Origin of the sequence: Exiguobacterium alkaliphilum (genome assembly GCF_018138125.1) — a bacterium.
GTDB lineage: Bacteria > Bacillota > Bacilli > Exiguobacteriales > Exiguobacteriaceae > Exiguobacterium > Exiguobacterium alkaliphilum.
Genome location: NZ_CP073101.1, coordinates 2,320,042 through 2,345,670, shown reverse-complemented (window position 1 = coordinate 2,345,670; position 25,629 = coordinate 2,320,042). Strand labels below are relative to the sequence as shown.

The window sequence follows — 25,629 nt, the reverse complement described above, 5'->3', positions numbered from 1 at the left end:
TGCTGCGAAAGTAGGTGAAGGAATGACCATGGTGCTCGACCGAAGTGCTGAAACCGCCATCGCCAGTCTGCTTCAAATCGGGGGACGGGGCGGGGACCCGCACGCGACCGCCCGGCGATTATCCGATGTCTATCCGACGCTTCGGGCGCTATCGCAGGCGTCCGTGAGCGACTTGTGCCAAATCGAAGGGATGACGAAGAAGAAGGCCGAGCAGTTGCTCGCGGCGTTCACGATCGGGATCCGTTACGTCGAAGAACCGAAGTCTGAGATGCCGACGATCCGTTCGCCGCAAGACGCGTACGAGTTGCTCCGAGACGAGTTGCGGCTCCTCAATCAGGAGCATTTCGTCTGTCTGTATTTGAATACGAAAAACCAGCTCATCGCCCGGAAGACGCTCTTCGTCGGTGGACTCAACTCGTCGATCGTCCACCCGCGGGACGTGTTCCGCGAGGCGCTCAAGCTGTCGGCGGCGTGCTTCATCGCCGTCCACAACCATCCGAGTGGCGACGCGACACCGAGCCGGGAAGACATCGAGGTGTCGGAGCGCTTGGTCGAAGCGGGGAATATCGTCGGTATCGCCTGTCTCGACCACGTCATCATCGGGGAAGACCATTACGTCAGCATGAAACAGCGGGGGTATATGAACGGCTGATTTTTGGAAGGATATTTCCAAATGAGAACCAAGTTTGCTATACTGGCAGACGAGGTGTTCACATGAAAAAAATTACTTGGCTTTTAATTGTTGGAATGGCGCTGTTAGCGAGTTTTGTCCCACTCCAACCGCTCGCCTTGACGTTCGTCGTCTTCATGCTGTTCGTCTTGGTTAGCATCGCACTGTTCCAGCAGCTTCCACAAAATGAATGGTTCGACCGCTTGTCGCCGCTGTTCGTCATTGCACTCGGCATCGTCGCCTTCATTGCCTATTTGGCACTGTTTCTTGCATGGGGGAACGCGACAATCGATTCACAAGTCTGGCAGATGATTGGACAACTCCTCTTCATGTACGTCGGGGTGTATGTGTTCGTTGTGACGGTATCGGGGTTTCTTGCCGGGGCGACACGGCAAAAGCCGTCCCGCTTCTTTCAACCGGTGCTTTTGATCTCGGTCATTTGTTACGGGGCGATGTTGTTGCTTTCATTTTCGACGCGAACTTGAATCAGGTCATATCCGAAGCAGGCGAATCGTGCCTGCTTTTCGTATGTAAAGGAGTCGGTCCACGTGGTGTCGAAAACGGTATTATAAGGCGGATGAAAAGGGAACGTGATGCGACATGTTTGAAGACATGATTTATCAAAAAGAAGATTTAAAGCGAATTTTAACGGACATCAAGGACGGGACCGTTCACTTGCATCAAGTAGACGAAGCGCGTGTCATCCAGTCGATGCTCCATCATATCGGTTCGACGGACGCCGAACTTCGAGATCAATTGATTTATACGCTCTTTTTCCGGTTCATCATTGAAGATGAGTTAATGACGACTGAACAGTTGACGAACCTGTTTCAGACGACGCTCAAGTATCATTTGTTCCATGGTATCGGGGAGACGGGAACGGATACCGTCTTCACCCGGTCGTTCTCGACGCTGTTGCTCGCCTTGATTTTGTATCAGGACCGGCAACAGCGCTTCTTGTCGGAAGCGGACCTCGAGCGATTGAAGGCGAAGCTGTTGGCGTATCTTGAATGCGAGATCGATACGAGAGGATATGTGACCGGTAAAGGCTGGGCCCATTCGATTGCACACGTGGCCGATACATTTGACGAGCTCGTCTTACACCCGGAACTCGACGAGACCGAGTTTAGTGATGTGCTTGAAGCGTTATGGAGCAAGGTGAGGATTTCGACCATCTATGTGCACGATGAAGATGAACGGCTTCTAAACCCGATTTTCGGACTACTTGACCGCGGGATGGACGAGCAAGAACTGATCGTGTTGCTAGAAGACTTGCCCGCTAGACTGAGCGTCCACAAACAAGAGCTCGAAGCCGAACAGTATTGGCACGTCGTCCATAATGTGAAAACGTTCTTAAAAAGCTTTCTTGTCAAGTTGAACGAGACGGACCGTCACGCGCTTCAAACGGCGGTGCTTCTCACACTAAAGAATGTTTGAGAAATGAGTCGAAATCGAAGCAGGCGCTTTCATGCGCTTGCTTTTTTGATTTGCGTTTTTCGGTAAAAGAAGGCAAACTAGTAGACGGTGAGACAGGACTTGGATGCAGGGATTGTAAATAACCTGTAATCGAATGAACGTTTTCAAACATGATTTTTCCGTTATAATAAAAAATAGTGTAAATAAGAGAGGGGCAACACCTATGTTTCGTAGTTTCAACCGAGAAATCGGAATCGACCTTGGAACGGCTAACACGCTCGTTTATGTAAAAGGTCAAGGCATCGTCGTTCGTGAACCGTCTGTTGTGGCGTTCCGTACAGATACAGGTAGAATCGAGGCCGTGGGTAACCAGGCGAAAGATATGATCGGCCGTACACCGGGCAACGTGACGGCACGTCGTCCGATGAAAGACGGCGTCATCGCGGACTTTGAAACGACTGCGACGATGATCAAGTACTTCATGGAGCAAGCGCAGAAGTCGAAGAGCGGTTTGTTCTCTTCGAAGACGAACGTCATGATTTGCGTCCCGAGCGGCATCACTTCGGTCGAGAAGCGCGCCGTTGAAGATGCGGCCAAACAAGCGGGCGCACGCGAGGCGTACACGATTGAAGAACCGTTCGCGGCAGCAATCGGCGCCGGTCTCCCGGTTTGGGAACCGACAGGCTCGATGGTCGTCGATATCGGTGGCGGTACGACCGAAGTCGCAGTGATCTCACTCGGCGGCATCGTGACGAGCCAATCGATTCGCGTCGGCGGTGACGAAATGGATGACGCCATTATTCGTTACATCAAAAACAAATACAACCTCATGATCGGGGAACGCACGGCCGAGACACTCAAGATGGAAGTCGGCTCAGCACGCATCGATTCGTCGAACGAAGGCGAGAAGATGGAAATCCGCGGTCGCGACCTCGTGACGGGCCTTCCGAAACAAATCGAAGTGTCAGCGGCTGAAGTATGCGAAGCACTTTCGGATACGGTCGAGGCGATTCTCGCAGGCGTCAAGCAGACGCTCGAGCAGACACCACCAGAACTCGCGGCAGACGTCATGGACCGCGGCATCGTCCTCACAGGCGGCGGCGCGCTCCTTAAAAACTTGGATGACGTCATCTCAGACGAGACACACATCCCGACGCTCGTCGCGGATGAGCCACTCGACTGTGTCGCCATCGGGACTGGAAAATCTCTCGAAATGATGGACGTCCTCCGTTCAAAATCAGGCATTTCGTCACGTCGATGAGAGGTGATCAGTGATGAGCCGGTTCGTACGCAATAAAAAGCTCATCATCACGCTAATCGGTATCATTTTATTCGTCGTGATTTTAGGGATTTCGATTCGAGGACGGTCGGAATCTGCATGGTACCAAGACGTCACGCGTGATGTGGTCGGGACGTTCCAACGGGTGTTCACCGTGCCGATCGGCTGGATGGACAGCACGGTGTCCTCGATTACGGACGTCCGCGACATCTATGAAGAGAATCGTCAATTGAAGCAACATTTGACGAAGTACGCTGAAGTGTCGGTCGAAGCCGACGATTTGCGCCGAGAGAACGAGGAGCTGCGTCGAATGATTGACGCGAGCGAGACGTCACTTCGGGACTTCGACCTCATCCCGGCCGAAGTGATTGGACGGACGCCGAACGATTGGCAACGTTACATCACGATTAACGTCGGGGAAGAGCGCGGCGTCGAGCGAGGGATGGCCGTCACGGCAGCCGGCGGCATGGTCGGACGTGTCATCCAGACGAGCGCGTATACGTCGCAAGTCCAACTGCTCAGCGACAACAACCGGACGAACAACGTCTCGGCCGTCGTCAACGATGCGGACGGGAAGGCGACGTACGGTACGATTGACGGCTTCGACAGTGAGACGAACGAGCTCTTCTTCACGAAGATCTCGAACAGCGTCGAATTGAAAGAAGGCGAAATCGTCTCGACGTCAGGTCTTGGCGGCCGTTATCCGGCTGGACTCGTCATCGGGACGGTCGAGTCGATTGAGACCGATGAGTACGGGGTGTCGCAAGTGGCCCGCATCAAGCCAGAGGCGGACTTCAACGAGTTCTCGCAAATGTACGTCATCGATCGGACGCTCGTCGAACCGTTCTTGACGGCACCTGAGGAAGGAGGAGCAGCCGGTGAGTAACATGAGAGTGTTCATCGCCTTGTTCCTCCTCTTTCTTATTGAAGGGACATGGGCGGCCATCTTTTCGTGGCACTACATGACCCCGTTCCTCGCTTTGACGTTGATCGGACTCATGTATATCAGTTTGTATGGCCGCTTTGAGTCGGCGTTCGGTTTCGGGCTCGTTTTCGGATTACTGTATGACATCGTCTACACCGACTTGCTCGGAATTTACTTATTTACTTTTTCACTCATTCCTCTCTTAGTCAGCTTCGTGTTAAAATATATAGGTGAGAACTTCTTCTCGGTCGTCATCACGTTCACGTTTATGATTCTTGTCTATTCGTTCACGATTTATAGTGTGATGGCAGCAATCGGCGGGACGACCATGACCATGCAGACACTTTTAGTTGAACAGATTCCAGGGACGTTGTTCGTCAATGCAATCGCCATCGCGGTACTGTATTACCCGATGACGCGGTACGTGGCGACGCGCCCTGTAGCGAAGAGAGGGTAGCCATGATGGAGCGTAAACGACACATTACGATTAAAGGACATCGCAACGGGATTGCCATCCACTTCAATCCACGGAGTGGCATCGACGACGTGCTCCTAGAGCTTGAGGCCACGTTAGAAGAAATGGAGCCGCCCTCTGGGAAGATTGCACTCAAGTTGCACGCGGGAACTCGTTATTTAGACGAGGAGCTGTCACGTCAAATTCGTGAAGTCGTTGCTCGTCATGGCGTTTTTTATATCGAGGAGCTTTCGAGCGAGGTCATGCTGACCGAAGAGGCGAAGGCGACTTACGGCAAAAAGACGTTCCACTACCATAGCGGGACGATCCGCAGCGGACAAGTGCTCTCGTTTGACGGGTCCGTCCTCATCATCGGGGACGTCAACCCGGGGTCCGAGGTTCGGGCGACAGGTAGCATCTATTGTTTAGGTACGATACGAGGAAATGTACGGGCCGGTGTCGAAGGATGGAGTGACGCGGTCATCACGGCAAGTCTCTTGCATCCGAAGTTCTTGGCGATCGGCGAGCACGTTCTCGCGTCGGACGACGGCGAAGAGCTTCCGGAAATCGAGATGGGTTGCGCGTATCAGACGAATCAAGGGATTGAAATGACACGTCTCCGTCAAGTCATGACGGGATTGAAAGATGCATATGCAATGGAATTACAGAGAGGGTGAGTTTGATGGAGCAAGTAGTAGAGCCTGTACATACAGCGAAAGAAGTGAAGAAAGGCCGGGCTATCGTCGTGACGTCGGGGAAAGGTGGCGTCGGGAAGACGACGACGACCGCGAACCTCGGGACGGGTCTCGCATTGTCTGGACATTCGGTCTGTCTCGTCGACACGGACATCGGTCTTCGGAACTTGGATATCGTGCTTGGACTCGACAACCGGAGCATCTATAACCTCGTCGACGTCATTAGCGGTCAATGCAAGCTGCATCAAGCGCTCGTCCGCGACAAGCGGTTCGAAGAGATGTACTTGCTCCCGGCCGCCCAGTCGAAAGACAAGACGTCGGTCCAACCGGAACAAGTGAAAGAGATCATCGACCAGTTGAAGACGCAATATGACTTCGTGTTGATTGATTGCCCGGCCGGTATCGAGCAAGGCTTCATGAACGCCATCGCCGGAGCGGACGAGGCCGTCGTCGTGACGACACCCGAGAAAGCGGCCGTCCAAGATGCGGACCGCATCATCGGGATGCTCGAGCAAGCCGAGCACGTCGCCGCACCGAAATTGATCGTCAACCGCGTCAAGAACCATCTCGTCGAATCGGGCGACATGCTCGACATCGATGACATCATGCGCATCTTGTCGATCGACCTGCTCGGCGTCGTCGTCGATGACGAAGAAGTCATCGCCGCCGCGAACCGCGGGGTGCCGGTGACGATGAACCCGGACAATAACGCCGGACAAGCGTACCGCAACATCACGCGTCGCATCCTCGGTGAATCGGTGCCACTCATGTCGATTCAGACGGAGAAAAAACCGGTCGGCTTCTGGACAAAGCTCATGATGAAATTTGGAATGAAAAAAGCGTAAAGGCAACGAAAGTTGCCTTTTTGTGTCGAAAGGAGAGCGAACTATGAAACTCATCTATGAACGGACCCCATCCATCGAGCGGGCGATGCTCGTCGACGGGGAGCGGTTGCTCGAAGTCGAAGAGCGCTTCCTCGACCAACTCGCCGTCGGCACAATCGTCGAGGCGGCGGTCGAACGGATTCATCCATCGCTCGGGGCCGCGTTTTTGACCGACGGCGCGACGACGTTCTTCCTCCCGATCGCCGAGACGCTGAAGGCGCTCGCGTCGTACCCGGACGTCCCGACGATCGGTCAAGCGGCTGTCGTCGGCGAGAAACGGCTCGTTCAAGTGACGAAGGAAGGCATCAACGGCAAACATCATAAAGTGACGGAAAACATCCGCTTCGGCGGACGCTATCTCGTCTATTTCCCGTATGGACGACGTACACTTTATAGCCGGAAGCTCGACCTCGTCACACAAGACCGGTTGTCGAAAGTGTTCGATCTCGAGGAAGCGGAAGGGGTGCTCTTCCGGACCGAGTCGGGTCAGGCGAACCCTGAAGCGTTACGAGACGAGCTTGCGCGTCTGCGCGCCCGGGCCCAAGACGTCGCGTCCGCGCGTTTCGGACAAGACGAGCTGCTCTGTGAACAGTTCGCCCGGAAACATACGGTCGAATCGGTCACGACGAACGACGCCGAGGCGAAACGTCGTCTCGACCTACTTGAAATCCCGGTCGAGCGGTTCGTCGGCAAAGGCCGGATGAACGAGGCACGTCGGCTTGATGACGCGATTGCGAAGCTGACGAGCCGGGTCGTCTGGCTCGAAGGCGGGGCGTACGTCTTGATTGAACAAGTCGAGACGATGACCGTCATCGACGTCAACAGCGGCAAGAACGTCGCCGTCAAAGACAAAGGCCGGGCCGCCGACACGATTAACGAGGCGGCGCTCTATACGATTATGGAGCAACTCCGGCTACGCAACATCGGCGGCATGGTCGTCATCGATTTTTTGCGCGGTTCAAAGGACGGACAAGCCCGGATTTTGAAAAAGATGAAGGGAGTCGGCGTCCGCGACCCGCGTCGCGTCGAAGTGTACGGTTTCACGAAGATGGGGTTGTTCGAACTGTCCCGAGAACGGACCGGCCGCTCGATTCAAGACCGGATGGTGCGGGACGGGCGTCCGTCGAAGCTCGCCGTCTTCTCAAAGCTTGAGCGTGACCTTCTCGATTTGACGGCGCATGAGGCCGTCGTCTTGGCGCTCCCGCCGAAATGGCAGGATGGGGAGTGGGATGCGTTCGGGCTTCAAATTTATTTCGTTGACGGGGAAGCGGACATCGTCTTTTTCGGGACGGACGAGGAATGTCAAAATTTCGTACAACGTCGTTGACAACGTTTGAACGAGAGTGGTATCATCTATAACGTTAGTTCGTTTGGAAGCACCCAAATGGCTACAACCGCACAGAACGGGTTGAAACGGTTTTGCCCTGCCCTGGATGGCGAGTCTGAGTTAAACAAGGAGGTGCACGTATATGTACGCAATCATCAAAACTGGTGGTAAGCAAATCAAAGTTGAAGCAGGTCAAGAGATCTACATCGAAAAACTCGATGCTGATGTCGAGGGTACTGTAGAATTCGGTGAAGTTCTTTTCGTTGGTGGTGACGATGTTAAAGTCGGAGCTCCACTCGTAGAGGGCGCTAAAGTCGTCGCAACTGTCGTTAAACACGGTCGCGCGAAGAAGATCACTGTCTTCAAAATGAAAGCTAAGAAAAACTACCGTCGTAAGCAAGGTCACCGTCAGCCTTACACGAAAGTTCGCATCGAGAAAATCGAAGCGTAAGCTATGATTCGAGTAATGGTCAGACGAGACGAGACGAAGTCGATTCGTTCCGTTGAAGTGACAGGTCACGCCAACTTTGCTGAACCCGGTTCTGACTTAGTGTGTGCCGGCGTTTCCGCCATCATCTTTGGGGCGTATAACGCGGTCGAGGTACTCGCAGGTCAGTCGCTTCTCGTAGAAATGGCAGACAAAACAGAGGGTGGTTACTTTTATGTCGAGACGTATCCTGATTTATCGCCGGAGGATATGACTCGCACCCAGCTGTTACTAGAAGGGATGCTCGTGCAACTAGACACGGTCGCCCAAAGTTACGGTGATTATATCCAAATTGAACAATAGGAGGTGGACCTCATGTTACAATTGAACCTTCAGTTCTTCGCATCGAAAAAGGGAGTAGGATCGACTAAAAACGGTCGTGACTCGATTTCGAAACGCCTCGGCGCTAAACGCGCTGACGGACAGACTGTTTCAGCTGGATCAATCCTCTACCGTCAACGCGGTACGAAGATTCACCCAGGTGAAAACGTCGGCCGTGGTGGCGACGACACATTGTTTGCTAAAGTTGACGGCGTAGTACGCTTCGAGCGTCTTGGTCGCGACAAGAAACAAGTGAGCGTTTACCCAGTTGCGTAAGTAGAACCACGCAGAAGACTCTAGCCACTTATTTGGTTAGAGTCTTTTTTTCTAGGAGAGGATCAAATGGACTCACAAGAAGCACTGAAACTCGTATCGACCGTCCGTCACGAATGGATGAATCGGCTTCAGATGATCTCTTTGTATGCGGCGCTCGAACCTGATAAACTCGAGGGGCTGTACGAGCGATATCGTCAGCACGCCGACGAAGAGAGTGCGCTCATTCGGTTGAACGTACCGGCGACGAGTCTCGTCGTCATTCAAGCGAATTGGGAAGGGCGGTTGACCTATTCGGTATCGACCGACCGCGTATCGTTAGACGATGCGTGCGTGGCGGACAAGCTCGTCCGTCTTCTGTCAGGAACGGATGGACCGATTCATGTGACGTTCACGGACGGACTGACGGTGCGCGTCTTCGGCAACGTGCCGGAAGGCGTGTTCACGCCAGAGGAAGTGTACGAACAGACCGTAGAATGTTCTACGTTTCGTTTAAAGGAGGGGAATTAAATGTTTGTCGATCAGGTTAATATTTTTGTAAAAGCTGGAGACGGCGGTAAAGGGATGGTCGCATTCCGCCGCGAGAAGTATGTCCCGGACGGAGGCCCTGCCGGCGGTGACGGTGGTCACGGCGGCGACGTCATTTTTGAAGTGGAAGAAGGGTTGCGTACGCTCGTCGACTTCCGTTTCTCGAAGAAATTCATCGCCTCAAACGGTGAAAAAGGCATGTCGAAAGGGATGCACGGACGTCGCGCGAAGCCGCTCGTCGTCAAAGTCCCACCAGGCACAATCGTCTTTGACGCGGCGACGGATACCGTCATCGCCGATTTGACGGAGCACGGCCAACGCGCCACGATTGCCAAAGGCGGTCGCGGTGGACGCGGGAACTGTCGCTTTGCGACGCCGGCCAACCCGGCACCAGAGATTGCCGAGAACGGGGAACCAGGACAAGAGCGCGAACTTCGCCTCGAGTTGAAACTCCTCGCGGACGTCGGCCTCGTCGGCTTCCCATCAGTCGGGAAATCGACACTGTTGTCGGTCGTCTCGTCGGCACGCCCGAAAATCGGCGCGTACCACTTCACGACGATCACACCGAACCTCGGTGTCGTCAAGACGGCAGATGACCGTGACTTCGTCATGGCCGATCTTCCTGGACTCATCGAAGGGGCGAGCCAAGGCGTCGGCCTCGGTCACCAGTTCCTCCGTCACATCGAACGGACGAAAGTCATCGTCCACATGATCGATATGAGCGGCATGGAAGGGCGCGACCCGTTCGAAGACTACACGACAATCAACCGGGAGCTCGAGTCGTACAACTTACGCCTCCTCGAGCGTCCACAAATCGTCGTCGCCAACAAGATGGACATGCCGGATGCAGAAGAGCATCTCGCCGAGTTCCAACAAAAAGTCGGTGATGACGTCAAAGTATTCCCGATTTCAGCGCTCGCGAAAGAAGGACTTCGCAATCTGCTTATCGAAGTAGCTAACCTTGTGGATGCTACGCCTGAGTTCCCACTCGAAGAGCTCGAAGAGAAGACTGCGACACCGCGCGTCGTCTATCGTTATGAGAAGGAAGAGAAAGGGTATCAAATCAACATCGATGAGTACGATCGCTTCGTCATCACGGGGCCACGCATCGAGAAGCTCTTCAAGATGACGAACTTCGACCACGACGAGTCAATCAAACGATTCGCCCGTCAGATGCGTCAGATGGGCATCGACGACGATCTCCGCAAACTCGGTGCCGAAGACGGCAGCGTCGTAGCGATTCTCGACTTCGAGTTCGAGTTCGTCGAATAATCTTTTCAATTAGGAACGGAGTGTGAAGTACACGTGGACCCTGTGCCCTCGTCTAGTTTAATTCTTTATGCAGTATTGATTCTATTGTCAGCCTTCTTCTCGTCAGCGGAAACCGCGCTCTCGAGTGTGAACCGCGTCCGCATGATTCGCATGGCGGAAGATGGGGACAAGGCCGCCAAGCGCGTCTTGCATCTCGTCGACCGGTTCGACGACACGCTCTCGACGATTCTCGTCGGGAACAACGTCGTCAACATCGGCTCGGCGACGGTTGCGACGGCGATCGCGACATCCATCTTCAGCGGCGGGACGGGCCTGCTCATCTCGACGTTCGCGACGACGGTGCTCATCTTGATTTTCGGTGAGATTCTCCCGAAATCGCTCGCCAAGGAGTTCGCCGAGAAATACTCGCTTCTCATTAGCGGGATTCTCATCTTCTTGGTGAAGGTGTTGAAGCCGATCACTATCCTCTTCACGGGACTGAAGCGTCTGACGCTTCGTGTCATCGGGATGAAGGACAAAGAGCCGTCCGTGACGGAAGAAGAGCTGAAAGTGCTCGTCGATATGGGGGAAGAGGAAGGGGTGCTCGGGGAGACCGAGGCCGAGCTCGTGCACAGCGCCTTCGCGTTCAACGACATCACAGTCGATGACGTGTTGACGCCGCGCATCGACATCCTTGCCGTCGATATCGATGATTCGCTTGAAGAAATCAAACAAACCATTTTCAGTGGCGGGCATTCGCGCCTGCCGGTCTATAAAGATTCAATCGATAACGTCATCGGCGTACTGTCCGAGCGGGATTTCCTCCGCTCGATGGTACGCGAGGAAGTGACGGACGTCCGGGCGCTCATCCGACCGCTCACGTACGTCTCGCCTCAGACGAAATTGATTGAGCTGCTCCCGATCTTGCAGCAAAAGCAGTCGCATATGGCGATTGTGCTCGATGAGTTCGGGGGGACGGCCGGTCTCATCACGCTCGAGGACATGCTCGAGGAGCTCGTCGGCGACATTTGGGACGAGCACGACGAATCGGTCGTCTACTTGCGACGCCTCCGTGAAGGCGTGTACGAATGTATGGCCGACATGGACGTCGATGAGTTCGCCGAAGAGATGGGCATTAAAGAACCTGAAATAGACTCGAATACGATGGGAGGATGGTTCGTCGAATTGCTCGGCGACATCCCGGAGAAAGGGGCGCGTGTCACGTATGAGGACATGACGTTCACTGTTCTCCACGTCGAAAAACGCCGTGTGCGCAAGCTGTTGGTCGAAACGAACCAATCCGAGCCCGATCCGGCAGAAGAAGCATAAACGAAAGGGACCTCCAGCCGGGGGTCCCTTTTGTCGTCAGACGGTAGGATGGCGCTCGACACGTTCGAGCAGCTCGTATGGGCGGACTTTGTAAATGGCGTGCGGCAAATACGTCGGGTCCATCGCGTCGAGGACGCGCATCTGGAAGTGCTCGCGTTTGATGTAATCGGAGATGTTCGACGCATCGATGTTGTAGAAGCCGACTTCTTGCGTCTCGCCCGGTTGCGGGGCGAGGTCGCCAGAGACGTATCGGGCCCGGAACGTGACACACAACACACGAGACGATACGTTCTGATAGATGCCCGTGATGCCCTCGACTTCAATCTCGGCCCCGGTCTCTTCCTTCACTTCACGATGGACGGCGTCGACGAGCGACTCGTGCTCTTCGACTTGACCGCCCGGCATCTCATACGTGTCGTTCCGGTGCATATTTTGGACGAGGAGCACCTCGCCCGCATCGTTCGTGACGTACGCGGTCACCGAGACGATGGTGCGCGGGGGTGTGTAATGTCCCGTCGGCATCATGAACTCCTCGATCGACTTGATGTAAAGGTCCTTCCCGAGTCGGGCCCGCTTCTTCATCGCCTCGCGGCGGAGCGAGCTCGCGCGGTAGTCCCGTTCGACTTGCTCGTAATGCTCGCGGTCGCGGTACTCCCAAAGCGCCATGACCTCGGTCTGGTCTTCGGTCACCCAACGGCCGACGAGCCGTGCGCCGTGCGATACCTGAATCGGATACAGGTATGTATGGAAAAATGACGTGAATTCTTCAAGACGTTCTGGGCGAATCGTATACGTTTTTCGACGATGGAACATGGTGATTCCTCCTTTGACGGTTGCCGTCTATTCGCGTGATGACTGCACGTTGACCTATTCGCCGCAGACGGGTGATTTCCCTCTATTCAAAAAGTCAGCTCGAGCGATGGCTCAAGCTGACTTTTTTAAGATGCTCGGATGGGACATGACGTAACGGACGCCGAAGAACAACAAAATCGCGAGGAGGACGTACGGGCCGAACCCGTGCATGAACTCCCCGATCTGCCGCCAGTTGCTGCCAAGCATCAGCCCGACTTTGATGAAGACGAACGACCAGGCCGCGAAGACGATCGTCGTCACGACGAAGAACTTTCGGAACGACAAACGCATGACGCCGGCACTGATGGCGAACAGTTGCCGCCAAATCAAGCTCAGGCAGACGATCCAGGCGCCATATTTCTCGAACCACGCCTCCGCCTGCAGCTGCTTCTCCGGCTTGATGCGGAACGAGCGATACAGTTTCAACACGACCGGGCGCCCGCCGTAGCGGCCGATCCAATATAAGCCGACCTGGCTCGTCACGAAGGCGGACCAGGCAAGTAGGAAGATGAAGAGGAACGACGCGTCAAGGGACCCGACGAGATAACCGCCGTAAGCGAGCACGAGCTCGTTCGGGATCAGTTGGATGAAGATGCCGAGCGGGATGCTGAACACACCGCAACCGACCAACAGTTGTTCGAGGAAATGCCACATGCCGCGTCACTCCTTTCTCAAATAAGTTAATAGGAAATCATACCCATCCATCAGTATACCGGACGGGACGAAAAAGCAAAAGAAAAGATGTCACAAAAACGTGACATCTTTTTAGTCGAGTGCCGACACGAGAATGCCGAGCCGATCGAGCTCCTCGACGGCGGCGTGAATCGCGTCCTCGCTGTCCGCCTCGAGCGTATGGATGTGGAGCCCGTCCGTCAAATGCGACAGCGGAGCGGCTTGATTGGCGGCGACCCGTTCTAAGAAGGCCCGGACGTCGCGACGACTCTTCACCATGAGCTGTCCGGTGATGGAGCCGTAGACGGGATGGTCGATGATGACGTCGCGAATCGTGACCCCTTCATCGACGATGGCGTTCATCTCGACTTCCATCTCTTCGGGTGTGTGACGGCAGACAATCTTTCGGGTGTAGGCCGATGGTGCCCCTTCACCGGGAAGATAGACATACCCGCGCGCCGTCGCGACGATTTGATGGCCTTTCGCCTTCAAGAGCGACAAGTCCTGGACGACGACTTGTCGGCTGACCGCGACGTGGCGGGCGAGCTCGGCCCCGGTGATGGGTTCCGTGCTCGATTCAATCAGTTCTAATAGCGTACGCCGGCGTTCTTCACCGGCTAAGCGTTTGTTCATACGATTCAACTCTCCTTGCTAAAGTGACGATGGCGTCGGCGAGCGCCGACGTTGCCTCGATGGTCGTACCTTCCCCGAACGAGATGCGGACGAGCCCGTGACAGGCGCTCGTCTCGAAACCGAGCGACTCGAGCATGCGGTTCGGCCCGTTCTGACCGGCCCGGCAGGCCGACCCGGCCGAGACTTGGAACCCGAGCGCGTCGAGTTCGGTCATCCACCATTGCCCGTCGCGCCGGCTCGAGACGAACGAAAAGATAGCTGGGCTCTGCTGCTCGAACTCGAGCCATGTTACGTAAGACGATGTCTTCTCTTTCAAGATAGCACGAAACGCCACGTAATTTCTTTCATGACGTGTCCGTGCCTCATGCCGTTCGGTGAACGCCTTGACGAAGGCGCAGATTCCGGGCACATCGATCGTCCCCGGTCGAATCCCGTATTGGTGATGGCCCGGATAATAGGGCGGGGGAAGCAGGCGTTCCATATATAGCCCGCCGACGCCTTTTGGACCCCCGACTTTATGGGCGCTGAACGAGTAGGCGTCAATCCCGTCGACGGAAACGGGAATCTTCCCGAGCGCCTGGACACCGTCGACGTGAAGGAGCACTTTTTTATATTTCAATTGGCAGAGGATGTGATGAAGCGGCAAGACCCAACCCGTGTCCGAGTTGACGTGCTGAAACGTCACGAGGCCGATGTCCCGGTCAAGGAGCCGGGTGAACGTCTCATGGTCGAAACGGCCGTCCTTCAATTTCAAGCGGTGGACGGTCACGCCCTCGGCCTCCCATTCGTCAAGGAGGAGCGACACCGAGTCGTGCTCTTGCCACGACGTGATCACTTCTTTGCCTTTCATGCGTTTCCGCAGACTCGTCAGCGCGATGTAATTGCTCTCGGAGCCGCTCCCGGTGAAGAGCAGTTTGCCGCGGAGCATGTCGAGGCCGAGCGCTTGTTTGATGAGTCGTCTCGAATCGGTCAAATAATCTTCCGCCATGAATCCGGCGCTATGGAGGGAGGACGGGTTGCCGTAGACGCCCCGGGCCATCGCCACGTAATAGTCAAGCACAACCTTCGTCATCGGATGGGTGGCGGCGTAATCAAAGTATCGATTCATCAGATGTCCCTCTTTTCTCATGTTGTCTTCTTCACAAAATTATGCGAAACTAGTTTACAAGTCAACATTACATATGAAAAACAGGTGATATACAGATGTCTTTACAGTTTGAAAAAGTCGATGTGCTGATTATCGGCACCGGCTTGGCGGCCGTGACGGTCGCCCTCCATCTGCCCCCGACGTTGAGCGTCCTGCTCGTCTCCAAGCATGAACGAACGAGTACGAATTCGGACTTGGCCCAAGGAGGGATTGCGAGCTCGTACTTGGAGCCGTCGAGCGTCGATCATGAGCGGGATACGCTCGTCGCCTCGAAACACGCGGCCGAACCCGACCGTGTCCATACGCTCGTCGAGGAGGGACGGACGGCGATTCAAGAGCTGGAACGTTTCGGTATCCTTTTCGACCGCGATGAGACCGGGTACGCCGTCGGGCGAGAAGGGGCACATGGCCAAAATCGCATCTTTCACGTCGGTGGCGATGAGACGGGGCGCCATATGATGGCGACGCTTCGGCGCAAGCTCCCGGATCACGTGACCGTCATGGAGCACGTCCTCATCGATACGTTGACGAAGGCGGACGACCGTGTGAGCGGAGCGACCGGTTTCAACGGCGAGACGCGTCTCCACGTGCAGGCCGGGGCCGTCGTCCTCGCGACAGGCGGCATCGGGGGACTCGTCGACTGGACGTCGAACTGTCGATCGGTCACAGGGGACGGGCTCGTCTTGGCGGCAGCGGTCGGGGCACGACTCTCGAACTTGTCTCGGATCCAGTTTCATCCGACGCTGCTCGCGGTCGATTCACCCCATCTCGTGACGGAAGCGCTACGCGGGGCGGGCGCCAAACTCGTCGACACGTCCGGGCGACATGTGATGGAACAGCACCCCCTCGGCAGCCTCGCCCCGAGGGATGAGGTCGCCCGTGTGCTTACGGACCATACAGGCCCGGTGTACTTGGATACGAGCCGCGTCGAACGGATTGGGGAGCGGTTCCCGAAACTGATGGCGACGTGTGTCGCACACGGGATTGACGTCCGACGCATCCCGGTCCGACCGGGACTGCATTTCCATATGGGCGGTGTCGGCGTTGACGCCTATGGACGAACGACGGTCGCAGGACTATACGCGGTCGGTGAAGTCGCCGATACGGGCGTCCATGGACAGAATCGGCTCGCGTCAAACTCATTACTCGAATGCTGGGTGTTCGGAAAACGGGTGGCGGCGGCGATGGTAGTGGAGGAGAAGCCGTTCACGGTGAACGAGACGACCGGGTTTGAGGTGTCGGATGATCTGTTCGGCCGCTATCGGCAACAGATAGGGGAATGGTTGACAATCTCGCCGCATGTAGGCAAAATCGCTAGTTTCTTAGAAAATACCCAACAACTGGCACGGACGAAACACGTGACAAGACAATTAAGTGAACAGACGTTGAGTCTGCAAGCGGCGCGGCTCTTGGCCCATGCCATGATCAGGACGGAGGATACATATGAACAAGATTGCTTTACGCGAACAGCTGACGGCGTATCTACATGAGGACATCGGTTTCGGTGATCTATCGAGTGGACTGATTGACCAGCGCGAGACGTCACTTGCCACGGTCACCGCCAAAATGGACGGGGTGTTCTGTGGTATGGACGTCGTCTTGGAGCTGGCCCAAATGCAACGGCTCGTCGTCGAATCATGCCTCTCGGACGGCACGAACGTCTCAATCGGGGATGAGCTCTTCACGTTGCGGGGGAAGACACGGACGCTTCTCGAGACGGAACGGGTGCTGCTCAACCTCGTCCAACACTTGAGTGGCATCGCCACGATGACCCGGCGCTGCATCGAGGCGCTCGATGACCCGACGATTGCCGTCACGGACACGCGGAAGACGACACCGGGACTGCGCATGCTCGAGAAGCACGCCGTCCGCTCGGGAGGCGGGAAGAATCACCGGCTCCGCCTCGACGACGCCGTCATGATTAAAGACAACCATATCACGGCGCTCGGCGGCATCACGAACGCGGTCGCCCGGGCGCGGACGCTCGTCGGCCATACGACACCGATCGAAGTCGAGGTCGAGACGCTCGAACAGTTACATGAGGCGATTAAGGCGAACGCCGACATCATCCTATTCGACAACCGGGCGCCAGAAGAACTGAAGGTGTGGCGAACGTTCGTCCCAAGTCACATCAAGACGGAGGCGTCGGGCGGCATCACCGTCGAGACGATTGTTGCCTATCGCGGCACGGGCGTCGACGTCATCTCGGTCGGGCAGTTGACCCATTCGGTGACGGCGCTCGATTGTAGCTTGAATTTATTAGGAGGGATCAAACATGCAGTTACTCGGAACGATGCCAGCGCGATACGCTGATTTGACGGTTGAACAGATGGAACAACGAATCGAAGCCATCAAGGCACGGCTCGGCAGCCGCCTGTTCTTGCCAGCCCACCATTACCAAAAGGACGAGGTCGTCCAGTTCGCGGACGCGACCGGGGATTCGCTCCAGCTCGCACGGCTCGCCGAACAGATGAGCGAGGCGGAGTTCATCGTCTTCTGTGGCGTCCATTTCATGGCCGAGACGGCCGACATGCTGACGCGAGACGACCAGCTCGTCATCTTGCCGGATATGCGGGCCGGGTGTTCGATGGCCGACATGGCCGATATCGATCAGACTGAAGTCGCGTGGGAAGAGCTGACAGATTTGCTCGGTGACAGCATCATCCCGATCACATACGTCAACTCGACGGCGGCGATCAAGGCGTTCGTCGGGAAACATGGCGGGGCGACCGTCACGTCGTCGAACGCGCATGACATCGTGCGCTGGGCGCTCGAGGCGGGCGAACGGATCTTGTTCTTACCGGACCAACATCTCGGACGGAACACGGCATATGACTTGGGCGTGCCGCTCGAGGCGATGGCCGTCTGGGACCCGCTCCGGGAACGTCTCGTCTATGAGGGTGACATCGAGGACGTCCGCGTTATTCTATGGAAAGGGCACTGCTCGGTCCATGAGAAGTTCAACGTCGCCCAAATCGAAGCGCTACGGAAGCATGACCCGGAGCGACGCATCATCGTTCATCCGGAATGTACGTTTGACGTCGTTCAGGCGGCGGACGAGGCCGGGTCGACGTCGTACATCATCGACCAAATCGAGGCGAGTGCGCCGGGGACGAAGTGGGCCGTCGGCACCGAGATGAATTTGGTCAACCGACTCGCCGCGACGCACCCCGAGCAGGACATCGTCTCGCTCAACCCGTACATGTGTCCGTGCCTGACGATGAACCGCATCGACCTACCGCATCTTCTCTGGGCACTCGAGTCACTCGAGACAGATCCCGTCAATATCATCCGCGTCGATCAAGAGACGACGAAATGGGCGACGCGCGCTCTCGAGCGGATGCTCGCACGCTAAGGACAGGCAATCGCCTGTCCTTTTTTCGTGACGATGGTTATGGTACAATGAATGCAGTTTTCCTATGAAGAGGAGATATGACCGTGATTGAATTCGTAAAAGGCTCCGTCGCCTATGTGTGTGCGGAATATATAACGTTGGATGTTTCGGGCGTCGGCTACAAAGTACATGTGCCTAACCCGTTTTTTTATCGTGAACAAGACGAACATGTAATCGTATTTACGCACCACTACGTGCGCGAAGACCAACAGACGCTATACGGCTTCCGGTCACGCCGGGAGCGCGAGCTGTTCAATAAATTGCTCGGCGTCAACGGCATCGGACCGAAAGGGGCGCTCGCCATCGTCGCATCGGGCGACATCGATGCGCTCATCGATGCGATTGAGACGGAGAATGAGAAGTATTTGACGAAATTCCCGGGCGTCGGCAAGAAGACGGCCAAACAGATGGCGCTCGACTTGAAAGGGAAGCTCTCCGAACTCGCACCGGACTATGTGCCGCAGACAGGCTTGTTCGCCCAAGGCGCATCGGAACTCGACGAGGCATGCGAAGCGCTCGTCGCCCTCGGCTACTCGGAGCGTGAGATTGCCCGTGTCCGTAAAGAACTGAATTCAGAAATCCTGACGACAGACGCTTACATAAAGCGCGCCTTGCAGTTGTTGTTGAAATAAGGAGGAAGCTATGGACGAACGGTTGTTGTCACAATCCCATCAACAATATGAAGACTCAGAAGAGTGGAGCCTGCGCCCGCAAAAGTTCGAGCAGTATATCGGACAAGAGAAGGCAAAGGGCAACTTGTCGATCTTCATTCAGGCGGCGAAGTTGCGCCGTGAAACGCTCGACCACGTCCTCCTCTACGGTCCTCCGGGGCTCGGGAAGACGACGCTCGCCCAAATCATCGCCAACGAGATGGGCGTCGGCATCAAGACGACAGCGGGTCCTGCGATCGAGCGGCCAGGTGACCTAGCGGCGATTTTATCGACGCTCGAACCGGGTGACGTCTTGTTCATCGACGAGATTCATCGACTCAGCCGGACGATTGAAGAAATTCTTTATCCGGCGATGGAAGACTACTGTCTCGATATCGTCTACGGGCAAGGCGAGATGGCACGAAGCGTCCGCATCGACTTGCCGCCGTTCACGCTCGTCGGCGCGACGACACGGGCCGGCATGTTATCGGCCCCGCTCCGTGACCGCTTCGGTGTGACGCTCAAACTCGAATATTACGAGACGCACGAGCTCGCCGCCATCGTCAGCCGGACGGCCCAACTGTTCCGACTATCGATCTCACCAGAGGCGAGCGGGGCGATTGCGAAACGCTCGCGCGGCACGCCGCGAATCGCCAACCGGCTATTGCGCCGCGTCCGTGACTTCGCCCAAGTGGCGGGGACGAAAGAGATCAATCCAGAGCTCGCTTCAAGCGCGCTCGACCGGTTGCACGTCGACGCGCTCGGGCTCGATGAGGTCGACCACCGGCTATTACGGGCGATGGTCGAACGATTCGGCGGCGGACCGGTCGGGCTCGAGACGCTCGCTGCGACGATTGGGGAAGACGCCCAGACGATCGAGGACGTGTATGAGCCGTATTTGTTGCAACAAGGATTCCTCCAGCGCACCCCGCGTGGACGGATGATCACCCAGTACGCAAAGACGCATTTTGGTTATGAAGAGGAGTAACGCTATGCAAGACATTCAATTAAACGTCAACGACTATGATTTTGAGTTACCAGAAGAACTAATCGCCCAAGTGCCGCTTCTCGACCGGACGAGCTCACGCCTCTTGGTCCTCGACCGCGACACGGGCGACATCGAGCACCGTCATTTCCGTGACGTGCTCGACTATTTACAGACAGGCGACGCCCTCGTCGTCAACGACTCGCGCGTCTTGCCGGCCCGATTGTTCGGGGCGAAACAAGAGACGGGTGGGAAAGTCGAGCTGCTGCTCTTGAAACAGACAGAGGACGACGTCTGGGAAGCGCTCGTCAAACCGGCGAAGAAAGTGCGCGTCGGCGCCATCGTCGAGTTCGGTGATGGACTGCTCCGTGCCGAGTGTGTCGAGGAGCTCCCGGAAGGCGGACGTCGCTTCAAGTTCGACTATGAGGGCATCTTCTATGAGATCTTAGATGAGCTCGGTACGATGCCGCTCCCGCCGTACATTCGCGAACAGCTCGATGATCAGGACCGCTATCAGACGGTATATGCGAAAGAGCGCGGGAGTGCGGCCGCACCGACGGCGGGACTGCACTTCACGGAAGAACTGCTCGAGGCGGCACAGGCGAAAGGCGTCAAGCTCATCCCGCTTACGCTCCACGTCGGGCTCGGCACGTTCCGTCCGGTGACGGCCGATTCGATAGAAGAGCATACGATGCACAGTGAATATTTCGAGTTGTCTGATGCGTCGGCAAACGCACTTCGCGACGTCCGTGCAAACGGCGGCCGCGTCTTCGCCGTCGGGACGACATCGACCCGGACGCTTGAGACGATCGTGCGCGACCATGGGGACTTCGTCGAGTCATCGGGCTGGACGGACATCTTTATCTACCCAGGGGTCGACCTACAGGCGATTGACGGGCTCATCACGAACTTCCACTTGCCGAAGTCGACGCTCGTCATGCTCGTCTCGGCGTTCGCGTCACGCGACATCATCTTGAACGCCTACCGTACCGCGGTACAAGAACGTTACCGCTTCTTCAGTTTTGGAGATGCGATGCTCATCACGAGGAAGGAAGAGAACAAATGACCAAACACGCAGTCACATACGAACACATCCACACATGTAAACAGACAGGGGCGCGGCACGGAATCGTCCATACGCCGCACGGCTCGTTCGAGACACCTGTCTTCATGCCGGTCGGGACGCAAGCGAGCGTCAAGACGATGGCGCCGGAACAAGTCAAGGCGATGGGCGCGAACATCATCCTGTCGAACACGTACCACTTATGGATTCGTCCGGGACACGAAGTCGTCAAACAAGCGGGCGGCCTTCATAAGTTCATGAACTGGGACGGCGCCATCTTGACGGACTCGGGCGGGTTCCAAGTGTTCTCGCTCGCCGACCTTCGTAACATCCAGGAAGAAGGCGTCCACTTCCGCAACCATTTGAACGGGGACAAGCTGTTCCTCTCACCAGAGAAGGCGATGGAGATTCAAAACGCGCTCGGGTCGGACATCATGATGGCGTTCGACGAGTGCCCGCCATTCCCGGCGACCCATGAATACATGAAGAAATCGGTCGAACGGACAAGCCGCTGGGCGGAGCGTTGCCTCGAAGCGCACGAACGTCCGCAGGATCAGGCGTTGTTCGGGATCATTCAAGGCGGTGAGTACGAAGATCTCCGTCGTCAAAGTGCGGCCGACCTCGTGTCGCTCGATTTCCCGGGTTATGCGGTCGGGGGCTTGTCAGTCGGTGAACCGAAAGACGTCATGTACCGCGCGCTCGAGTTCACGACGCCGTTCATGCCCGAAGATAAGCCACGCTATTTGATGGGCGTCGGCTCGCCGGACGCATTGATCGAAGGCTCGATTCGCGGGATCGACATGTTCGACTGCGTCTTGCCGACGCGAATCGCCCGTAACGGGACGCTCATGACGTCGAAAGGGCGCGTCACGATCAAGCACGCGAAACATAAGACCGACTTCGGTCCAATCGATGAGAAGTGTGACTGCTACACGTGTAAAAACTACTCGCGCGCATACGTCCACCACTTGATTCGTGCCGACGAGATGTTCGGCCTCCACCTCTGCTCGACGCACAACCTCCATTTCCTCGTCAAGTTGATGGAGCAAGTGCGCCAGGCGATTCGTGAAGACCGTCTCCTTGATTTCAAGGAAGAGTTTTTCGAAGAATATGGGTATAACAAACCGAACGCCAAGAATTTCTAATTCTTCCACAGGCATTGTGTGACAACGATTCAGTTTCACGGTATAATGAACCTGATATTGAAGGAAAGGGTGAATTTACGCATGGAAACTCTCGTAGCACTATTACCGATGATCCTTATCTTCGTCGTATTCTACTTCTTGTTGATCCGTCCGCAGACGAAACGTCAGAAAGAAGTTCAATCGATGCAAAACGCGCTTGAGCGTGGGGATCACGTCGTAACAATCGGCGGCCTTCACGGCGTCGTCCACCAAATCGAAGACACGCAAGTCGTCTTGAAGTGCGACCAGTCGCTTCTCCGTTTCAACCGGAGCGCGATCGCTGAAGTCGTCAAAAAAGCAAACGCTTCGTTCGCGGAGTAAGCAAAAAAGTCTGACCGAATCCGGTCAGACTTTTTGTTTTGCCTTCAAGAGTTGCGGGACGATGCGTCGTGCCGCTTCTTGGCCGCCATAAATGGCCCGGGCGAACGGTCCGAGCACGAGGTCCGCGTAGGGTCCGGTCATATAGAGACCGTCAGTCCAAGCGAGCGTGTCGTCGAGGACCGGCGTACCGCACGGGGTGAGCGGTAAAGACAACTGCTCTAGGAGCGGACGTAAGAACGATTGGCTCGGCTCGAGCGGACGTTTCGTGACGAGCGTGACGTGATGCCCTTTGTTCACCCGGGCAATCGCATAGTGGAGTGCCGTAATCCCGCCGCCGACGACCGTCACGTTCTCCTGTTCCTCACTTTCTGATTTTGAGAAGACGTGGCGACATGTCGACAGGGTCGCCCATTCTGGCACGTGCATCGTGTTCGACTGCCCGGTCGAGACGATGACCGTATCGGCCGTGATGCGTCGATTCGTCGTTTGAATGACGAACGTCTCGTGTCGCTCGATTGATTCGACTGCCTCGTTTCCGATAAACCGGGCAGGAAGCCCTAACGCTTCAATCGTCTGTTCACAGTGGTCGTTGAACATGGCGAGCGAGGGTCGTCCGAAAGCGATTTTTGAAGTGATGCGAGCCGTAGTCGTGTCGGCTTGCGAACTGTTTCAAGGCGTGGGGGTTCGACGAGACGTGATGCACACGCGTCGACCGCAAATGCGTCATCTCGATTGTGGACGTCTGCCGTTTCCAGTTATCGAGCAGTCGTTCGTTCGCATCAATGATCAAGACGTCGTCGAGAGCGCCGCCTTGTTCGAGATAGGAGACGGCAAGCGTCGTTCCGTGGATCCCGCCGCCGATAATCAATAAACGTGTATGGGAAGAAATCATCATGCACCTCTTAAATAGTAATCGTTACGATTAAAAGGATAACGGAAGTGACTGATTTTTGTCAAACTTCGTCAATACATCGAAACATCGACCTCATTTCCAAAAATCAAATTGAATCATGAAAACGTTTGCATTAATGTCATATTGAGAAGAATTTGGAAACGAAGGAGAATGGATATGGACGTGAAACGATTGCTTCGCCCGTTGACGAACTGGAGACGGCGGGTGCGACCGAAGAAACAGAGAGGACGGTCGTCGATGCGCCGGAAGATGGCGGTCGCCCTCGTACCGACAATCATCGCGCTCCTCCTCGTCGGGGGACTTGGATCGTACCAGCTACAGCGGGCGACGTCTGACTATGACCGGGTCTTAAATGAAGGGGTCAAGCAGATGTTAATTGCCGAAGACTTGGCGCTCACCGTGACCGATGCGGAGCGGTATTTAAATTACTATTTGCTCGTCTCAAACCCGAAGACACTCATCAGCTTGGAAGCGACGCAAGCCAAGCGGGACGAGTTGATGAGTTCGTTAAAAGCAGCTTCGGCCGACGAGACGGTACTCGGTAAGATTGCCGACTTAGAAAAATTCAATCAACACCTCGACACAGAGATGGCTCGCGCGATCGACCTGCGGCAACAACAAGACGAGATCGGCTTCAAAACGGTGCTCAATACAAGCGTGACGCCGACGACCGATCGCGTCCGGATGACCGTGACTGACCTTGTCGCTCACCAAACTGAACTTCTGGCAGAGGAGACGGATGCGGTGCAGGCTGGGGCAGGACAATCGATTGTTTGGATGATCGTCATTAGTGTCATCGGTGTCGGAGTGGGCGTCTTTTCTCTCATCGCCCTACAAAAGCTGTTCCTTCGACCGATCAATCGTCTTGTGAAAGAAGCGCGCGTCGTCGCAGAAGGTGATTTGACAGGAGGGGATATCGACGTTGAGTCAAACGACGAACTCGGTGACCTCGTGTCAGCGTTCAATGATATGAAACGAAATCTTGTCGGCTTGATTCGTCAAGTCGGGGCAGCGTCTGAGAAAGTGACCGCCTATTCGGAGAACCTATATTCGAGCACCGATCACGTCGCCACGACGACGCAAGGTGTCGCCGGTTTATTTGAAGAGATGAACCTCGCCGCCCAAGTATTGGCGAGACGGGCCGAGGAAGGGACGTCAGGCGTCAACCAAGCCGTCCTCGGTCTGAATCAAATCGCAGCGGCCTCCCAAGGCGTCAACGAGCAAACCATCCATACGCTCGAAGCGGCGAGCGGGGGACTCGAGACGATTCAACTCGCCGAGGCGAGAATGCAAGAGATTCAACGGGCGAACGATTTGACCGAGCAGATGGTGAAACGTCTGTCGAATCAGTCGCTCGAAATTGAGAAGATCACACGCTCGATTACGGCCATCACCGAGCAGACGAACTTGCTCGCATTGAACGCCGCAATTGAAGCCGCCCGAGCCGGTGAACACGGGAAAGGGTTCGCCGTCGTCGCGGCCGAAGTCCGAAAGCTCGCTGAGGAATCGAAACAGTCGGCCAAACAGATTCAGGCGGTCGTCGGTGACATCCAGCGCGACACGAAACAAGTCGAGTCGGCGTTCGACGTAACGAGCGGACACGTCACGAACGGGGTGGCGCAAATGGGCGAGGTCGCGGAAGCGTTCAAAGAGATCGTCTCCGTCATTCAAGAGACGTCCCGTCAGATGGGCGAGATCGCGGCCGCGACCGAAGAAGTGAGCGCGAACACGACGGAAGTCGCCGTCTCGGTCGAGGATATGTCAACGAACGCCATGTCGACACAACAACGTGTCGAAGAGGCAGGCGCAAACGTCGAGCAGCAACTTGCGGCGATTCAAGAGATTAACGGCATCGCCGAAACGATGAGCCACATGTCTGTTGAATTAAAAGACCTCGTGCATTTATTCAAAACGTCAGATCAGCAGTGAGACACACATAAAAGAGGTCGAAGAAACGAACGTTTCTCCGACCTCTT

General features: G+C 55.8%; 30 protein-coding genes and 1 other annotated feature. Of the genes, 24 read left to right on the top strand and 6 right to left on the bottom strand.

Translation table 11 applies throughout. The annotated features are described in order from the left end of the window. The first annotated feature begins 22 nt into the window (after positions 1 to 22). The 15 genes from radC to KB235_RS12040 all read left to right on the top strand — a co-directional run bounded on the left by radC (position 23) and on the right by KB235_RS12040 (position 11,839). Complete coding sequence (gene radC, locus KB235_RS12110) at positions 23 to 652, top strand: RadC family protein (protein WP_211779758.1); 630 nt, start codon at positions 23 to 25, stop codon at positions 650 to 652. 62 nt (positions 653 to 714) lie between these two features. Continuing rightward, positions 715 to 1,155 (top strand): hypothetical protein, encoded by a 441-nt coding sequence (locus KB235_RS12105; RefSeq protein WP_246514202.1) that lies wholly within the window; start codon positions 715 to 717, stop codon positions 1,153 to 1,155. Positions 1,156 to 1,270: 115 nt separating this feature from the next. Continuing rightward, positions 1,271 to 2,107, top strand: coding sequence for a DUF2785 domain-containing protein (locus tag KB235_RS12100; protein WP_211779757.1), 837 nt, complete (start codon positions 1,271 to 1,273; stop codon positions 2,105 to 2,107). Between the two features lie 202 nt (positions 2,108 to 2,309). Continuing rightward, a complete protein-coding gene (locus KB235_RS12095; protein ID WP_034809705.1) occupies positions 2,310 to 3,347 on the top strand; it encodes a rod shape-determining protein in 1,038 nt (345 codons plus the stop codon). 13 nt (positions 3,348 to 3,360) lie between these two features. Beyond that, positions 3,361 to 4,251, top strand: coding sequence for a rod shape-determining protein MreC (gene mreC / locus KB235_RS12090; RefSeq protein ID WP_211779756.1), 891 nt, complete (start codon positions 3,361 to 3,363; stop codon positions 4,249 to 4,251). Position 4,252: 1 nt separating this feature from the next. Continuing rightward, the gene (mreD, locus tag KB235_RS12085) at positions 4,253 to 4,747 is read left to right on the top strand and encodes a rod shape-determining protein MreD (RefSeq protein WP_051622742.1); all 495 of its coding nucleotides are present in this window, start codon (positions 4,253 to 4,255) and stop codon (positions 4,745 to 4,747) included. A 2-nt stretch (positions 4,748 to 4,749) separates the two neighbouring features. Further along, the gene (locus KB235_RS12080) at positions 4,750 to 5,421 is read left to right on the top strand and encodes a septum site-determining protein MinC (RefSeq protein ID WP_034809700.1); all 672 of its coding nucleotides are present in this window, start codon (positions 4,750 to 4,752) and stop codon (positions 5,419 to 5,421) included. A gap of 5 nt (positions 5,422 to 5,426) precedes the next feature. Beyond that, positions 5,427 to 6,284 carry a septum site-determining protein MinD gene (gene minD / locus KB235_RS12075; RefSeq protein WP_051622741.1) on the top strand — a complete coding sequence of 286 codons (858 nt, stop codon included), beginning with the start codon at positions 5,427 to 5,429 and terminating at the stop codon, positions 6,282 to 6,284. 43 nt (positions 6,285 to 6,327) lie between these two features. Next, entirely contained in the window at positions 6,328 to 7,650 is a 1,323-nt protein-coding gene (locus KB235_RS12070; RefSeq protein ID WP_211779755.1) for a ribonuclease E/G, read from the top strand. A 55-nt stretch (positions 7,651 to 7,705) separates the two neighbouring features. After that, positions 7,706 to 7,777: a sequence feature (ribosomal protein L21 leader region), on the top strand. Positions 7,778 to 7,792: 15 nt separating this feature from the next. Continuing rightward, complete coding sequence (gene rplU, locus KB235_RS12065) at positions 7,793 to 8,101, top strand: 50S ribosomal protein L21 (RefSeq protein WP_016508528.1); 309 nt, start codon at positions 7,793 to 7,795, stop codon at positions 8,099 to 8,101. Positions 8,102 to 8,104: 3 nt separating this feature from the next. Then, entirely contained in the window at positions 8,105 to 8,440 is a 336-nt protein-coding gene (locus KB235_RS12060; protein ID WP_034809697.1) for a ribosomal-processing cysteine protease Prp, read from the top strand. Positions 8,441 to 8,452: 12 nt separating this feature from the next. Next, positions 8,453 to 8,734: a 50S ribosomal protein L27 gene (gene rpmA / locus KB235_RS12055; protein ID WP_016508537.1), complete on the top strand. Its 282-nt coding sequence runs from the start codon at positions 8,453 to 8,455 to the stop codon at positions 8,732 to 8,734. A 66-nt stretch (positions 8,735 to 8,800) separates the two neighbouring features. Then, positions 8,801 to 9,241: a Spo0B domain-containing protein gene (locus KB235_RS12050; RefSeq protein WP_034809695.1), complete on the top strand. Its 441-nt coding sequence runs from the start codon at positions 8,801 to 8,803 to the stop codon at positions 9,239 to 9,241. Further along, positions 9,242 to 10,531: a GTPase ObgE gene (gene obgE, locus KB235_RS12045; protein WP_034809692.1), complete on the top strand. Its 1,290-nt coding sequence runs from the start codon at positions 9,242 to 9,244 to the stop codon at positions 10,529 to 10,531. It abuts the gene before it with no gap. Between the two features lie 33 nt (positions 10,532 to 10,564). Then, entirely contained in the window at positions 10,565 to 11,839 is a 1,275-nt protein-coding gene (locus KB235_RS12040) for a hemolysin family protein (RefSeq protein WP_051690376.1), read from the top strand. A gap of 36 nt (positions 11,840 to 11,875) precedes the next feature. Here the strand turns inward: KB235_RS12040 and KB235_RS12035 are convergent, their stop codons facing one another. From KB235_RS12035 to KB235_RS12020, 4 genes are all read right to left on the bottom strand, one after another. Continuing rightward, on the bottom strand, positions 11,876 to 12,652 hold the full coding sequence (locus KB235_RS12035; RefSeq protein WP_211779754.1) for an NUDIX domain-containing protein: 777 nt from the start codon (positions 12,650 to 12,652) through the stop codon (positions 11,876 to 11,878). Positions 12,653 to 12,763: 111 nt separating this feature from the next. Continuing rightward, positions 12,764 to 13,345, bottom strand: a complete 582-nt coding sequence (locus tag KB235_RS12030) for a DedA family protein (RefSeq protein WP_211779753.1) — start codon at positions 13,343 to 13,345, stop codon at positions 12,764 to 12,766. Positions 13,346 to 13,456: 111 nt separating this feature from the next. After that, entirely contained in the window at positions 13,457 to 13,996 is a 540-nt protein-coding gene (locus KB235_RS12025; RefSeq protein ID WP_034809685.1) for a transcription repressor NadR, read from the bottom strand. After that, the gene (locus tag KB235_RS12020) at positions 13,974 to 15,104 is read right to left on the bottom strand and encodes a cysteine desulfurase family protein (RefSeq protein ID WP_211779752.1); all 1,131 of its coding nucleotides are present in this window, start codon (positions 15,102 to 15,104) and stop codon (positions 13,974 to 13,976) included. The genes KB235_RS12025 and KB235_RS12020 overlap by 23 nt, the downstream gene beginning before the upstream one ends. 95 nt (positions 15,105 to 15,199) lie before the next feature. Between KB235_RS12020 and KB235_RS12015 the strand changes: the two genes are divergently transcribed. From KB235_RS12015 to yajC, 8 genes are all read left to right on the top strand, one after another. Next, on the top strand, positions 15,200 to 16,633 hold the full coding sequence (locus KB235_RS12015) for an L-aspartate oxidase (protein WP_211779751.1): 1,434 nt from the start codon (positions 15,200 to 15,202) through the stop codon (positions 16,631 to 16,633). Continuing rightward, complete coding sequence (gene nadC / locus KB235_RS12010; RefSeq protein WP_211779750.1) at positions 16,587 to 17,456, top strand: carboxylating nicotinate-nucleotide diphosphorylase; 870 nt, start codon at positions 16,587 to 16,589, stop codon at positions 17,454 to 17,456. The genes KB235_RS12015 and nadC overlap by 47 nt, the downstream gene beginning before the upstream one ends. Further along, positions 17,419 to 18,498 carry a quinolinate synthase NadA gene (gene nadA / locus KB235_RS12005; RefSeq protein ID WP_211779749.1) on the top strand — a complete coding sequence of 360 codons (1,080 nt, stop codon included), beginning with the start codon at positions 17,419 to 17,421 and terminating at the stop codon, positions 18,496 to 18,498. Before nadC ends, nadA begins: the two co-directional genes overlap by 38 nt. An 83-nt stretch (positions 18,499 to 18,581) precedes the next feature. Continuing rightward, positions 18,582 to 19,169 (top strand): Holliday junction branch migration protein RuvA, encoded by a 588-nt coding sequence (gene ruvA, locus KB235_RS12000; protein ID WP_211779748.1) that lies wholly within the window; start codon positions 18,582 to 18,584, stop codon positions 19,167 to 19,169. 10 nt (positions 19,170 to 19,179) lie between these two features. Further along, positions 19,180 to 20,175, top strand: coding sequence for a Holliday junction branch migration DNA helicase RuvB (gene ruvB, locus KB235_RS11995; protein ID WP_034817963.1), 996 nt, complete (start codon positions 19,180 to 19,182; stop codon positions 20,173 to 20,175). A 4-nt stretch (positions 20,176 to 20,179) separates the two neighbouring features. Next, the gene (gene queA, locus KB235_RS11990; RefSeq protein ID WP_211779747.1) at positions 20,180 to 21,238 is read left to right on the top strand and encodes a tRNA preQ1(34) S-adenosylmethionine ribosyltransferase-isomerase QueA; all 1,059 of its coding nucleotides are present in this window, start codon (positions 20,180 to 20,182) and stop codon (positions 21,236 to 21,238) included. Next, positions 21,235 to 22,380: a tRNA guanosine(34) transglycosylase Tgt gene (gene tgt, locus KB235_RS11985; protein ID WP_034817965.1), complete on the top strand. Its 1,146-nt coding sequence runs from the start codon at positions 21,235 to 21,237 to the stop codon at positions 22,378 to 22,380. Before queA ends, tgt begins: the two co-directional genes overlap by 4 nt. An 81-nt stretch (positions 22,381 to 22,461) precedes the next feature. Next, positions 22,462 to 22,740, top strand: a complete 279-nt coding sequence (gene yajC, locus KB235_RS11980; RefSeq protein WP_034817966.1) for a preprotein translocase subunit YajC — start codon at positions 22,462 to 22,464, stop codon at positions 22,738 to 22,740. A 24-nt stretch (positions 22,741 to 22,764) separates the two neighbouring features. Here yajC and KB235_RS11975 read toward each other — a convergent pair whose 3' ends face one another. Next, positions 22,765 to 23,337, bottom strand: coding sequence for an NAD(P)-binding domain-containing protein (locus KB235_RS11975; protein WP_246514199.1), 573 nt, complete (start codon positions 23,335 to 23,337; stop codon positions 22,765 to 22,767). Then, a complete protein-coding gene (locus KB235_RS15725) occupies positions 23,318 to 23,632 on the bottom strand; it encodes an FAD/NAD(P)-binding protein (RefSeq protein ID WP_246514198.1) in 315 nt (104 codons plus the stop codon). Before KB235_RS15725 ends, KB235_RS11975 begins: the two co-directional genes overlap by 20 nt. Before the next feature lie 177 nt (positions 23,633 to 23,809). On the opposite strand from KB235_RS15725, the gene KB235_RS11970 reads away from it, so the two are divergent. After that, positions 23,810 to 25,582 carry a methyl-accepting chemotaxis protein gene (locus KB235_RS11970; protein ID WP_211779746.1) on the top strand — a complete coding sequence of 591 codons (1,773 nt, stop codon included), beginning with the start codon at positions 23,810 to 23,812 and terminating at the stop codon, positions 25,580 to 25,582. Positions 25,583 to 25,629: the final 47 nt, after the last annotated feature.